Here is an 11907-nt window from a genome sequence, read left to right on the forward strand (position 1 = left end):
CGGCGAACGGGGGGAAGCTCACAAGGCGCCAGGTGTGGGTTTTGGGTTTGCGGGTCAGCTGCGCGACGAGCCATCGCAGCACGAGCAGACCCAGTACGACGGAGGCAGCGGCCGCGGCGTAGAGCGTCCAGGTAGGCGGCTGCACCGTTTCGGCCACCAATGCGGATTCGGGTCGCAGGACGGTGAGCGTGCCGAAATGGGTCAGCAGGGCGAAGGCGCCGGCCGCGATCAGAACGAGTCCGAAGAAGGCGAGCACCGTGCGGTTGAGTCCCGCGGGGCGATTGAGACCGGTCATGACGTGCTCCTGGTCGCGCGGATCTTGACCTTGACGGTCGGGCGGACGACAGGACCGATCTGGTCGAGCCGGTGCTCGACGGCGTGACGAACGGCGTCGGCGAGCCCATCGGTGGTCGTCCGCCCGGTGCTCACTTTCGCGAAGACCGTGCGGGGTTTGAGTTTCACCGTCGCGCCGGACACACCGTCCACTGTGGAGGCCGCGGTGCGCAGGGTGGAGCGGTAGCTCCGGCGCGAGGCACCGGAATCCGGGTCACCCCGCAGCGGCAGGACGGTGGGCTTGCCCGGCAGGAGCGCCGCCAGGGTCATGGCCAGCCCCAGCACTACCGCGACCGCGCCGGCGACGGCCGTCACGACGTCGCTCCAGCGCGTGTCGTGCAAGGCACCGGTGACGGTGTCGTACCGGATCCAGGGAGTTTCACCGAGAAGCATCTGGATCGCGACGACCGCGACGAGGACGCAGGCGGCGAGCAGCACGACAGCGGTGAGAGTCGCCGGGGCGCTCCGACGTGGACGGCGTTTCACTGGACCCTCCGCGTCTCGGCGGTGGCGGGGTGCAGCGCGGTGACGGTGATGTCCACCTGCGACACCGTGAGCCCGGTGAACTCTTCGACTCGGCGCATCAAGTGCCGGCGGGCGCTCTCGGTGGTGCGGGAAACCGACATCGGATAGCTGATGGAGATCCTGACGTCGAGCGTGGCGGTCGCACCGTCGACCTTCGCGGTGACCTTGGCGCTGTTGTCGAGGTCTTCCCCACCGACGGCGACACCGAGCACGCGGCTCGCGGCGCCACCGACGCCTTCGACCTCGGTCACCGCGTGAGCCGCGATCCGTTCCACGGTGCTGTCGGAAATGGTGAGGGCGCCCCGGTCACCGGAAGCGGCAGGAGCCGTCCTGGGCGCCGAGCCCGGCAAGGTGGCGGTCATGGAGATCAACCCCTGTCACGGCCGGTGAGCTGCGACAAGTCGAGCTTGCCGTCGACGACACGGCCGACCAGCAACCCGAGTGCACCGAGGGCCAGGACGACGACGAAGGCGCCGAACCCGCCGAAAGCGGCCGCGAGGCCGAGCGCGAGACCGGTGAGCAGGCCGAGATGCGTGGAATTCACTGGTTCTCCTTGGCAAGGGCGATCGTGTCCGGATCTTCGACCGTGGCACTGGCAGGAGAGGCGATATCGCCGATCCGCACATGGACCGGGCGATCGACCGGACCCACGGCGGTGCGGACGTCGTCGCCGATCTCGACGGCGGTCGCCGGGTAGCGTCCGATGACACCGATGGTGATCTCGTCGTCGTGGACGCGGATGCCCGGGATCCGGCGCCCGCGCAGGAGGGTGGCGATCTCGCCGAACCGGCCGCTGTGCAGGCCCGCGACAGCGGACAGGGCCCGCACAGCGGTGGCGACACGGTCGGCGTCGATCTCGACGCCGGGGCTCACTGGACGCGGCCGGTGTCGTTCTTGCCGTCCTCGTCCTCGTCGTCACCCGGGATGTGTACGTCGGAGACGTTGATATTGACCTCGACCACCTCGAGGCCGGTGATCTGCTCGACCGCGCCGATCACGTTCCTGCGCACCGCACGCGACAGATCCGCGATGGACACGCCGTACTCGACGAGAATCTGCAGATCGACCGCGGCCTGCTTCTCACCGACCTCGACCGACACACCCTGGGCCGCCGACGCGGTGGCACCGGGGATGCGCTCACGGATCGCGCTGAACGCCCGGGCCGCACCACCACCCAGGTCATAGACCCCGGAAATCTCACGGGTGGCCAAGCCAGCCACCTTCGCCACCACCGTGTCGGCGATCGTGGTGGCGCCCTTGCTCGACTCCAGCGCGCCCGTGCCGGTCTTCTCCACCGCGGTCGACTGACCTGAAGCCTTGGTAGCGGTCGAATTCGTCATGACGTCTCCTCGGATCGGTTCCTGGGGTATCGCCGGAAGCTCTCGGTGTTCCATCGTCGCTCCCACACCACTAAGACCCGCCCCCGAAAAGATCGTCACGACCCCATCGTGTGACCCCCGTCCCACCAGTTCAGGTAGTGCGATCCCATCCGCGGTCTCGATCGGGCGAGAGGTGGATCACGCGACCGCGGGGAGCTGCACGGGCCAAGGTCGACAGCACCGCGACCTTGTCAAGCACCCCTGGGCTCCAGTCCGTCGGCGGGGTCCAGCCCAAGCATGGCGAGCAGCAACGCACAGTCCTCAACGTCCTTCGCCGCCGACGCAACCAGACGTGCGCCGCGGCAACGCTGATCGTGGCTCATGTCGTAGGACTCTGGTCTGACACCATCGAGACTTCTCACAGGCCGCGTCGTCACGGCGGACCCTGTCTTTCTTCCCCTGGCCCTCATCACGGCTTAACGCCACCTCCCGAGTCGGCTGTTCCGCGGGTAAGCAGCCAAGGACTGGGGCGGCACCGGCGAGGTCGACAAGGTGAACGTGTCCGCACCACCATCACCGGCCTTTCCAGCGTAGCCCGCGACCGCCTCACAAACCGCAGGCGAACGGGTGGAGTCCGTCTGATCTGGATCATTCGCGGGTAAGACCTGGACCACCTACGTGGATGAGAACGTCAGCAGAGCACCATCCACCGACCTACGCGCCGTGGTGACGGCCACTGAGGAAGAACCTCTTCATGAAATCCGTGGAAACCTCTTCACGGAGGCATTACAGCCTCTCCGGGTGAAGGCGAGAACGGAATCGGCTCGCCTCGGAAAACCACTTCGGAGGACGTGCCTCACGCCCCATGTACTGGCCAAGTCGTCCTTCAGGTCCGCATCCGGTGGTCGAACCGACGCTCACCTGGCGACCAGGTCGCGGCCCGCTCCCCGGCCACCCTTGCGACCAGCCGATTTCGAAGTATCCACTGCGGGAACATCCGCTTTCCGCGGCGCGCCGCGAATTCTCTTACCCGCGATATTCGCCGTGAAACCTTCCGAATTCCCATTGTCGAAAGTCGACGCGCGACACCAAGACCGCCTCCCTGTTTATTTCCGGCCATCGGGTGTAAGGTCAGAGGTGGTTGTACATTGACCGCCGGTGACCGCTCTCCAGCGGGACGTTTGAGCTTCTTGCTCCTCCACCATCGGTCTCGGATTCAGGAAAGTCAAAATGCGACACAATCGCACATTATCCACTTTTGCCTGCACCATTGCCCTGGTGACCGGATCGGCTGTCCTCCTGCCCGCGTCGGCGCAGGCCCGTGCCGAATCGGTCCCCTGTGCCGAGGCGGCGCTGGTCTCCGCGGTCGACGCGGCCAACGCGGCAGGAGGCGGCACCGTGACCTTGACCCCGGGCTGCACCTACACCCTCGGCAGCGGCCACGGTGACGACGGCGTGCACGGTCCGGCCGGCCTTCCCATCATCACCTCGCCCATCATCTTCGAGGGCAACGCCAACACCATCACCCGCGCACCGGCAGCGGCCTCCTTCCGCATCGGCCAGGTGGCTCCCACCGGCGGCATCACGCTCAAAGCGGTCACCATCAGCAATGGTCACGCGGCCGCCGCGGGCAACGACGACGGAGGCGGCATCCTCAGCTTCGGCGCGGTCACCCTCACCGGCAGCGCGTTGTCCGGCAACACCGCCAACGGCCGAGGCGGCGCCTTGTACAGCACCGGAACCCCGGCCGCGGCGACGTTCACCAACAGCACGGTCAACGGCAACACCGCAGGCCAAGGCGCCGGAATCGCCAGTCTGAACGGGACACTCACGCTCACCGGCAGCGTGGTCGACACCAACGCGGCGACGGTGAATCCCGGCGGGATCTACTACGTGGCGGGTTCGGCGACGCTGAACACCTCCACGGTGACCGCCAACACCGCGACCAACTGCACCGGCAGCCCCTCCCCTGTCCCCGGATGCATCGGATAGTTCCCTTTCTTCATGGCCACACTCCTTGATCTGGTTCCAGGAAAGAAGAAGAAATGCGAAGAATCCGCAGTATTCCGCGGGCCGTCATCGGCGCGGCCGTTCTCACCGGGGGCATGATCGCGCTGGCCCCGATGGCACAGGCGACCACCATTCCCGTGGCGTGCGGCGAGAACGCCCTCGTCGCCGCCATCAACCTCGCCAACTCCACAGTCGACAGTGACACCCTGACACTGGCCGGCGGCTGCACCTACGCACTGACCTCCCCGCACGGCGGGCTCGCCAACGGACTGCCGGTCATCACCACACCGATCGAACTACTCGGCCCGGCGACCATCACGCGCACCGCGCTGCTGCCGTTCCGGATCGCCGAAGTCGGCCCGACCGGCAACCTCACCCTGACCACCTCGGTCGCCTTCACCAACGGCAGCGTGGTCGGCAACGGGGGCGCCATCCTCAATCGCGGCGCCGTGACGCTCACTACCAGCAGCCTGAGCGGCAACTACGCCACCCTCGCCGGCGGAGGCCTCGCCAATGCCGACACCCCGTCCGGCACAGCACCCGCCGCGTCGTTCACCAGAAGCAACGTTCTCGGAAACACCGCCCTGATCCAAGGCGGCGGGATCTACAACGGCCTCCGCGGCACACTGACCACCACTGGCGTCTCCGGCACGCCGATGCTTGTCAGCGGCAACAGCGGCGCCCAAGGTGGCGGTATCGCAGCGGTCGATTCGACCGCGACGACCATCACCCAGACCGCCGTGACCGTGAACCACGCGCTGCTCACCGCGGGCGGCGTCTACCGGAGCAACGGCACCATGACCACCAACAACGCGCCCATCACCGCCAACACACCCGGCAACTGCGCCGGAAGCGCCCCGGCGGTCCCCAACTGCACCGGCTGACCCCGACGGCCGTTGTGCGACGGAGGCCCCAGCGGGCGATCCCGCTGGGGTCTCTGTCGCACGGTGACCGATCAATCCACCGCCGGGAATCGTCGTGGCGGATCACGCCTCGGCGTGGTCACCACGCGGTACCCCGGTCCGCCGAACCACGAGAGCCTCCGCCCGTGGACGACGACCTGCTTGGCTTACGGCTACTGGATGCAGGTCAGGATCATGGGTGCTGATGCGCCCACCGGGCACGCCGTCCGGATAGCTGATGGGGCTCGTGTCGATCCCGGCCGACCACAACCGGCAGCACAGTCGCAGGAGATCACCGGTGCTCAGTTCCGGGACGACGGCGCCCGGGCGGCCGCCGGGATCACCATGTTCGAGAACGAACACGGTTCCGGCGTTGCGCAGTCGCACCCAGCCATCCCCCGACTGGCGGGCTTCGCACCCCAGGGCGAGATAGAAACTCAGCGAGGGCACCAGATGCGCGACACGGACATGCTGGAGTTCCACGGAAACCGATGACTTCACCGGGGCGATGCCGACCACGCTGGGCTCCTGACGAGACGGGCGAACGGACGATCCGCCACGGTCTGGAGCGGTGACGCCACCGGCCGGCGCGGGAACGACGCCGGTAGCCGTCGGCATCGACCATCGCAGCCATCGAAACCGGATGCAACCAGCGAGCGTGGACGCACCGGTGCTCTCGATCGCCGTGAGACTGCTTTCTTTCCTTGTGAGGCAAGATCCTGACGCAGCCGCGAGGCGTTCTCCGTACTACGGAGATCGGTTCAAGACGACCCGATCGTGGCGGCATCTCGCCCGCGGCACGTTCAGCGAGGCAACGTACTTCGTTCTCCTTTGCCCATCGTGTTCGAGGTCGCACGGTCCTCGTCCATCGTTCTCGAGGGCGCGGCGATGGCCGCCGGGAGTGAGGCGTGAATGATCAGCTGTTCGTGCAGGCGAGTGACCTGCAGCGGGCGCCAGACGGCGCGCGTGGTGGCGACGAGACGCAGGTCGGTGTCCCGCCCCGCTCGCCGGTGCGCGGCAAGCAGCACCTCCAGCCCCGAGGAATTGAGGAACCGGACGAGGGTCAGATCGACGACCAGCCGTCGTGGTCGGGTGCCCAAGACCGATTCGATCGCGCGTTGCACCACAGGCGCGGTGTGAAGGTCGACATCGCCGTCGACGGCGAGTACCACTGTCCGGCCGAGATGCTTGACCGTCACCGTCAAAGGTGGAGGCAGGTGCACCGGGGGCCCACCACGCCCGGCCGGGAACTCCATGACCGTACGGGCCTCGTCGAGCGGTTCGGGCGACGGCCGCGGACGGCGCGAACGACGAAGGTCGAGCGTTATGAGTTTCACGATCGGGGCTCCAGACTTTCCCGACCGCTTGATGAACCTCAGCGCGCCGAAGGACGGGCGCACGGCCAAGGGGCAGAGGCGGCCAGGTCGACGGTCGATCGTCGTGAGGGCGGTGTCTGGGCACTCCGGCGTGGTCGTCACGCATCATACCGTGCCGACACGGCAAGAATCGTCCTTCCGGACCGGCTTCTTGATTTCGGGTCACCGGCACGACAACGGCGTACAGTCGGCAGTATCCCACCGTCAGGCGGGAGAGAGCGAGCCTCCGATGTTCACGATCACCGAGTCCGCCGCCGAAGCCATCAACCATCTCACCACCGCTCAGGATGTCCGGGCGCGGGGCGGTCTACGTATGACGCTGAACGACCTCCCCGAAGACGGCTCCGCGCTCTCCGTTGAAGTCACCGCGCATCCGGCGCCCGGCGACGACGTCATCGACGCCGCGGGAACCCAGGTTTTCCTCGCACGCGAGACCCGCGTCCGCCTCACCGACAAGTTCCTCGATGTCCGCAAGGACATCGACGGGCACTTCACCTTCCTCGTGGCGACCTCACGCTGAAGTCCGACATAGTCCGACAAGGACTGTCCACATGCGACTACCGCCCAGGAAGGGCCACGCGATGAACACCACGCGGAACGACACAAGCGTGATCGTCGAACGGTTACGTCTCAGCACAGGCTTCGCCGCCTCGGAACGCGACTGGGTCGCCGAGCGCCTGGCCGCACTCGGTTCCAGGCTGCGTTCCTTCCGAGACGATCAGGTCGAGCTGGAGATCGGCCTCAAGGATCGACACGGCACCGGCCAGCAGGTCACGCTCGCATGCCGGCTCCATCGCCTGCCTCACCTGCACCTGGTGGCCACTTCCTCGGCACAGGACCTGTCGATCGCGCTCAACGAGGTTCGCAACGACATGATCCGGCAGGTGGACCATGCGAAGACTCGCGTCGAACCGCAGAACAACCGCGCGTTACGGAACACCCCGATCCTGCCCGAAATCGGCCGGCCCGACTGACGATCACGTCACCTCGCGCAACGCTGGATGCCTCACTTCCGCAGGGCGGACTTGCCGCCGCGTCCGCCTTCGGATTCCCAGCGGGATATGTCGTTGCCGGGGACGCCGTCACCGTCTGGCCGCCCAGCGCGCCGGGCTCATCGAGGAGCGTCGCCGGGCTGGTCACGTTGTTTCTGCCTGGCGGCCGCCGCCGACGCCCGCTCGGCGGCCGCGTGCGACGGGATCGCCAGGAGTGTCACTCGGCGCATGTTCCCACCGGTCACGTGCACGAGATGGATGTTCTGTGAGCTGATTCCCTCCAGCCGGATCAATCGGCCTTGGTAAATCAGCTCGCGGACCGTGACCGCCCAGCCGCCGGGTCGAACGCCACGCGCCATACCGGGCCGGTCCAAGCGGCGAGCACTGTGGCGAGTACTGGGTCCGGCCGCCCTGGCCCTGCTTTCGACAGACCTGTTCGCTCCTGCAGTTTCCCGGCTGACGGGCAAGAAGGTCCCACGCGGGCTCGCCACCGCGTCGACGTCGCCGGGCGCGGCGGATTCACCGCCGACATCGTCGGCACCCTGCTCGCTGTCCCCCTCGTCGCCGTCTTCAGTTCAGGAGTGCGGCGTCTCACCATTCGGCCTCCGACGGCGGCCGACCACTCCGCCGACACGCCGCTTCAGGGCGAATAGTCGCGGTGTCCGGACCTGCCCGGCCGTCTCGGTTCGCCCACATTGCCGAGCCGGTCGTGCATGGAAGGCGTAGTGTCTACCAGCTCGGGTCGTCAGGTGGTCAAGACGCTTCAGGAAGCCATCACGAAAGGGGCGGCTGTTGACCGAGGATCAGCGGCAACGGCTGCGGTCGTTGCTGGCGGCGAACGGCGACGACGGCTCCTCGGCCGTCGCCGAGATCTGCGCACTGGCCGTGGCGGAACTGGCCGTCTCCGGGGTCTGGGTGACTCTGATCTCTCATGCAGGCACCCCGGCCACGCAGCAGCGCCTGGTTCGTGCCACCGATGCGACCGCCACCCGTCTGGAGGAGTTGCAATTCACCGTGGGAGAAGGCCCAGGCCTGGAGGCGGTCATCTCCGGCACCGCGATACTGGCGCCCGACCTGATCGTGACGGCGTCACGGTGGCCCGCTTTCACCTCCGGCGCCCAGTCCGCCGGGGCGGCGGCGGTATTCGCGTTCCCCCTCTCGCTGGGCGCCATCCGGCTGGGATCGTTGGATTGCTACCGCACCACGGCTGGGCCACTGACTCCACGACAGATCGCCGCCGCGCTCGTTCTGGCCGAAATGACCTTCGAAGCGGTCCTTTCCGAGACCGCCGGGCACGCCCACAACGATCTGGGCTGGATCACCGACATTCACGCCGAGGTCCACCAGGCGTCCGGGATAGTGAAGTACGACCTCGGCATCACGATGGAGGCAGCGCTCTTGCGCATCCGCGGCTACGCGTACGCCAACGACATGCCGATCGCGGTGGTGGCCCAGCGCATCGTGGATCGCGAACTGTTCCTGGAAGAAGAATGACTTACAAGCGTCTGGCAACGGTGAGGAAGTGAACGGCGATGAACGACCGGCACGAACGGCGGCTGGCGCGGGTGTTCGTGGAACTGGCGGACACACTCGTCGATGAATTCGACATCTTGGAGTTCCTGAACAGTCTTGTCGAGCGGTGTGTGGAACTGTTGGACATCGCCGCGGCTGGGGTCGTGCTCTCGGACCAGAAGGGCAAACTGGCCATGGCGGCCGCCTCCTCCGAACAGGCCCGACTGCTCGAACTGTTCGCGGTACAGGCCGATGACGGTCCATGCCTGGACTGCGTACGCACCGGCCTGCCGGTCTCGAGTGCGAATCTGGCCGACGAGGATGGCAGGTGGCCACGGTTCGGGCCCGCTGCCCGTGCGGCCGGCTTCCAGGCGGCCTACGCGGTGCCCATGCGGTTACGCCACATCGTGATCGGTTCGCTGAACCTGCTCAACACCCACAGCGACGGGATTGACGACACCAGTGTGCTGCTCGGCCAGGCCCTTGCCGACGTGGCCACCATCGGCCTGCTGCAGCAGCGGGCGATCCACGACAGCGCGATCCTCTCCGAACAACTGCAGACCGCGCTGAACAGCCGCGTCATCATCGAACAGGCCAAGGGGGTGCTCTCGGCACACGCGGGATTGACCATGCAGGACGCCTTCACCGCGCTGCGCGACCACGCCCGCTCGCACAACCTGCGCTTGTCAGACGTCGCGAAAACCGTGGCGGACGGGACAGCCGACCTCAACGCCATCCGGCTCCGTGCACCCCGCCCGAAACCACGACCGGGACCCCCCAAACGTCACTGAAAGTTTCACCAAGAGACATTTCGCAATCCGCTGTCCGCACGTCGCCGCCCAAACGTTCATGCGTGTATCCGCGTACTTCCCCATGTCCCTCGCGTGCCGGACACACGATCGCCACCAGGAAGCGCAGGACTCGCGCGGCCTCCGTGCCGTTGACGCAGTTCAGCGCAGGTACATCGCTGACCGTCTCACCCACTACCCGCCAGTGAAGCGGCCGTGGCAGCCCGTGCCGCGATCGCTTCCTCGGCCGCTGGGGACGCGGCGGTTGCCGACGTCCATCCGCACCAGCGAGAATCCTCCCGCCGGCTCAATCCCCGGACCCCCGGTCCGCGGTCCGATAGGCGAGTGAACTCCCTGTCCGCGGGTTCGCGAACGCCGCTCCCGCGGCCGGTGCCACGCCGATCGGATCGTGGCGGTGGACCAGCCGCGCGGACAACACGTCCGCTCGGTCCCACGGATCGCACTCGTCCGGTCCGACCTCGACGAGGTAGACGTCGAACGCCCGCACCGACCGATCCGACGGCCCGGTGACAGAGCTCCGCACTTCGTCGAACTTCGGCCACGGCCGATGGTTCATCCAGTCCAAAGCAGCACGGGAGAAGTCCTTCTTGACGCGGTCCGGCGCCTCGAGGAGATACACCTTTTCCAGCACCGGCACCACGCGGAAGAACTCGACCGGCAGCATTCACCACGGATCGGTGGGCCCGGCGGTCCGGCCGCCGGAATCGTAGAAGACGACGCGCAACTGCTCGCATCGGTCGGGAACGTGATAGTTGAACATGTTGTAGGCGCAGAACGGCCACCGGTTACGGTCTCGCAGGGTATGCGCCAGCTGAACGCAGAAATAGGAAGCGGCGGCCGCCAGGGTGACGGCCGTACCCGGCGCCAGTCGGCGCGCTTTCACCATGTTCGCCTCCGAAATCGGTGCACCATCCGCGATTCGGAAAAGCAATCCCCGCCGCGCTCTCGAATTACCGTCCAGGCATTGACGGACTTCGACTCCGATAGTCGCCGATCCCGACGGGCACAGGCAAGACCCTGTCCCGCCGGCGGGACAGGGGCCCGCACGGCCGCGGCAAAGCTTGACAGTAGCGCTTTTCACTAAATAGCCTTTCGGAAAATCAATTGGTTCGCATTGGCAAGAGGGGTTCACCCCTGCCCGTTTTCACAATTTAGGGAGAATTCCGTGCAGCCGACCGCAGATGAGATCACTCGCCGTCCCTACGTGGAACTGCTGGCCATGCTCGAAGAATCGAACCTCCGCCCGGAGGGCTGGCGACCGTGCGTGACTTCGCCCAGCACTTGGGCCTGCTCGGCCTACACGCCGGATGCAACGCAGGGTTCCTGAGCCGCGAACTGGCCCGGCGGACCGGCGCCAAGGTCGTCGGGGTGGATATTTCACCGTCGATGGCCGAAGCCGCGAACCTGCGGGCCAAGCAGGAAGGACTCGCCGACCTCGCCGGTTACGAATGTCAGGACACCCGCGCACTGACTTTCCCGGACGAACATTTCGACGTCGCCTTTTCCGGCGGCGCTCAAAAACATTGAAGCCCACACGGATCACACAGCCACACTACGCCGCGACCAAATCAAGCTCGCCGATAAACAACGCACCGCCGGACTCATGACCGCGGTCGAGCACGTCAGCCAATATCGCGAGCTCACCGCCTGGCGCGAACGCGCCAGGCACTTCAACACCGTCCTGCACCAACACCTCGCCCTAGCCGCCGACCGCGTCCGCCATCTACACCGCGACACCGTCATAGAATCCCTGCGGCACTCACTGCTCACGCCGGCGATCGCCGTCGACGAGCTCCGCCAAGCCCGCAGCGGCGAAGAATCACTCGCCGACACCGCACTCTGGGCCCGACTACAACTCCTCCACTGGCCCACGCCGGACAACGCCGACTACCGGCTCACCGACGCGGTCACCTCCGAACGCGGCCGCCGCAGCGCCGCCCGCCACGTCAAAAACGGACTCATCGAGTTCCAAGACACACACGTCACCGGCGAAACCGTGGACGTCGCCGACCTCATCCTCGAAATCACCGACCACACCCGACCAACCTGCGACCGCACCCGACTCGTCGAACTCTGCCACCAACGAACCCCAGACCTACAAGCATCATGAGCTTCCCCCCGTTCGCCGG

General features: G+C 66.7%; 18 protein-coding genes and 1 pseudogene. 8 read left to right on the plus strand and 11 right to left on the minus strand.

What is annotated here, in order from left to right; translation table 11 throughout:
- The 6 genes and pseudogenes from B0293_RS42605 to B0293_RS42625 all read right to left on the minus strand — a co-directional run.
- Positions 1-295, minus strand: a pseudogene (locus B0293_RS42605) (alkaline shock response membrane anchor protein AmaP); the annotation flags it as partial.
- Entirely contained in the window at positions 292-819 is a 528-nt protein-coding gene (locus tag B0293_RS42610) for a DUF6286 domain-containing protein (RefSeq protein WP_005168323.1), read from the minus strand. The pseudogene B0293_RS42605 and the gene B0293_RS42610, both read right to left, overlap by 4 nt.
- On the minus strand, positions 816-1220 hold the full coding sequence (locus tag B0293_RS42615) for an Asp23/Gls24 family envelope stress response protein (protein ID WP_005168325.1): 405 nt from the start codon (positions 1218-1220) through the stop codon (positions 816-818). Before B0293_RS42615 ends, B0293_RS42610 begins: the two co-directional genes overlap by 4 nt.
- 5 nt (positions 1221-1225) lie before the next feature.
- Positions 1226-1402 carry a hypothetical protein gene (locus B0293_RS43870; RefSeq protein WP_005168327.1) on the minus strand — a complete coding sequence of 59 codons (177 nt, stop codon included), beginning with the start codon at positions 1400-1402 and terminating at the stop codon, positions 1226-1228.
- Complete coding sequence (locus tag B0293_RS42620; RefSeq protein ID WP_005168328.1) at positions 1399-1731, minus strand: hypothetical protein; 333 nt, start codon at positions 1729-1731, stop codon at positions 1399-1401. The genes B0293_RS43870 and B0293_RS42620 overlap by 4 nt, the downstream gene beginning before the upstream one ends.
- Entirely contained in the window at positions 1728-2198 is a 471-nt protein-coding gene (locus tag B0293_RS42625) for an Asp23/Gls24 family envelope stress response protein (RefSeq protein ID WP_005168330.1), read from the minus strand. The genes B0293_RS42620 and B0293_RS42625 overlap by 4 nt, the downstream gene beginning before the upstream one ends.
- 1257 nt (positions 2199-3455) lie before the next feature.
- Here B0293_RS42625 and B0293_RS42635 point away from each other — a divergent pair.
- A complete protein-coding gene (locus tag B0293_RS42635; RefSeq protein WP_005168332.1) occupies positions 3456-4169 on the plus strand; it encodes a hypothetical protein in 714 nt (237 codons plus the stop codon).
- Positions 4170-4222: 53 nt separating this feature from the next.
- A complete protein-coding gene (locus tag B0293_RS42640; RefSeq protein ID WP_005168333.1) occupies positions 4223-5071 on the plus strand; it encodes a hypothetical protein in 849 nt (282 codons plus the stop codon).
- Between the two features lie 102 nt (positions 5072-5173).
- On the opposite strand, the gene B0293_RS43455 is transcribed toward B0293_RS42640, so the two are convergent.
- Together B0293_RS43455 and B0293_RS42650 are read right to left on the minus strand one after the other, a co-directional pair.
- Positions 5174-5608: a hypothetical protein gene (locus tag B0293_RS43455; protein ID WP_005168334.1), complete on the minus strand. Its 435-nt coding sequence runs from the start codon at positions 5606-5608 to the stop codon at positions 5174-5176.
- Positions 5609-5892: 284 nt separating this feature from the next.
- Complete coding sequence (locus B0293_RS42650) at positions 5893-6426, minus strand: STAS domain-containing protein (protein ID WP_245192201.1); 534 nt, start codon at positions 6424-6426, stop codon at positions 5893-5895.
- Here B0293_RS42650 and B0293_RS43875 point away from each other — a divergent pair.
- Both B0293_RS43875 and B0293_RS42660 read left to right on the plus strand, forming a co-directional pair.
- On the plus strand, positions 6416-6985 hold the full coding sequence (locus B0293_RS43875; protein WP_167334580.1) for a hypothetical protein: 570 nt from the start codon (positions 6416-6418) through the stop codon (positions 6983-6985). The genes B0293_RS42650 and B0293_RS43875 overlap by 11 nt on opposite strands.
- Before the next feature lie 61 nt (positions 6986-7046).
- Complete coding sequence (locus tag B0293_RS42660; protein WP_005168342.1) at positions 7047-7439, plus strand: HPF/RaiA family ribosome-associated protein; 393 nt, start codon at positions 7047-7049, stop codon at positions 7437-7439.
- 137 nt (positions 7440-7576) lie between these two features.
- Here B0293_RS42660 and B0293_RS44075 read toward each other — a convergent pair whose 3' ends face one another.
- Complete coding sequence (locus B0293_RS44075) at positions 7577-7816, minus strand: DUF5994 family protein (RefSeq protein ID WP_039920076.1); 240 nt, start codon at positions 7814-7816, stop codon at positions 7577-7579.
- A 433-nt stretch (positions 7817-8249) separates the two neighbouring features.
- On the opposite strand from B0293_RS44075, the gene B0293_RS42670 reads away from it, so the two are divergent.
- Positions 8250-8951: a hypothetical protein gene (locus B0293_RS42670; RefSeq protein WP_005168350.1), complete on the plus strand. Its 702-nt coding sequence runs from the start codon at positions 8250-8252 to the stop codon at positions 8949-8951.
- A gap of 38 nt (positions 8952-8989) precedes the next feature.
- Positions 8990-9760 (plus strand): GAF and ANTAR domain-containing protein, encoded by a 771-nt coding sequence (locus tag B0293_RS42675; protein WP_005168352.1) that lies wholly within the window; start codon positions 8990-8992, stop codon positions 9758-9760.
- A 304-nt stretch (positions 9761-10064) separates the two neighbouring features.
- On the opposite strand, the gene B0293_RS42680 is transcribed toward B0293_RS42675, so the two are convergent.
- Both B0293_RS42680 and B0293_RS42685 read right to left on the minus strand, forming a co-directional pair.
- Entirely contained in the window at positions 10065-10442 is a 378-nt protein-coding gene (locus B0293_RS42680) for a hypothetical protein (RefSeq protein WP_005168355.1), read from the minus strand.
- Complete coding sequence (locus B0293_RS42685) at positions 10443-10664, minus strand: hypothetical protein (protein ID WP_005168357.1); 222 nt, start codon at positions 10662-10664, stop codon at positions 10443-10445. It abuts the gene before it with no gap.
- A 374-nt stretch (positions 10665-11038) separates the two neighbouring features.
- Here B0293_RS42685 and B0293_RS42690 point away from each other — a divergent pair, with 374 nt between their 5' ends.
- Positions 11039-11305: a class I SAM-dependent methyltransferase gene (locus B0293_RS42690; RefSeq protein WP_005168359.1), complete on the plus strand. Its 267-nt coding sequence runs from the start codon at positions 11039-11041 to the stop codon at positions 11303-11305.
- A gap of 76 nt (positions 11306-11381) precedes the next feature.
- Entirely contained in the window at positions 11382-11888 is a 507-nt protein-coding gene (locus B0293_RS42695; RefSeq protein WP_005168360.1) for a hypothetical protein, read from the plus strand.
- The last annotated feature ends 19 nt before the right edge of the window (positions 11889-11907 follow it).

This window comes from Amycolatopsis azurea DSM 43854 (genome assembly GCF_001995215.1).
GTDB lineage: Bacteria > Actinomycetota > Actinomycetes > Mycobacteriales > Pseudonocardiaceae > Amycolatopsis > Amycolatopsis azurea.

Coding starts and splice junctions, on each gene's coding strand:
- B0293_RS42615 (WP_005168325.1), bottom strand. CDS start 1,220: ATGACCGCCACCTTGCCGGGCTCGGCGCCCAGGACGGCTCCTGCCGCT.
- B0293_RS42625 (WP_005168330.1), bottom strand. CDS start 2,198: ATGACGAATTCGACCGCTACCAAGGCTTCAGGTCAGTCGACCGCGGTG.
- B0293_RS42640 (WP_005168333.1), top strand. CDS start 4,223: ATGCGAAGAATCCGCAGTATTCCGCGGGCCGTCATCGGCGCGGCCGTT.
- B0293_RS43875 (WP_167334580.1), top strand. CDS start 6,416: ATGAGTTTCACGATCGGGGCTCCAGACTTTCCCGACCGCTTGATGAAC.
- B0293_RS42660 (WP_005168342.1), top strand. CDS start 7,047: ATGAACACCACGCGGAACGACACAAGCGTGATCGTCGAACGGTTACGT.
- B0293_RS44075 (WP_039920076.1), bottom strand. CDS start 7,816: ATGGCGCGTGGCGTTCGACCCGGCGGCTGGGCGGTCACGGTCCGCGAG.
- B0293_RS42675 (WP_005168352.1), top strand. CDS start 8,990: ATGAACGACCGGCACGAACGGCGGCTGGCGCGGGTGTTCGTGGAACTG.
- B0293_RS42680 (WP_005168355.1), bottom strand. CDS start 10,442: ATGCTGCCGGTCGAGTTCTTCCGCGTGGTGCCGGTGCTGGAAAAGGTG.
- B0293_RS42685 (WP_005168357.1), bottom strand. CDS start 10,664: ATGGTGAAAGCGCGCCGACTGGCGCCGGGTACGGCCGTCACCCTGGCG.
- B0293_RS42695 (WP_005168360.1), top strand. CDS start 11,382: ATGACCGCGGTCGAGCACGTCAGCCAATATCGCGAGCTCACCGCCTGG.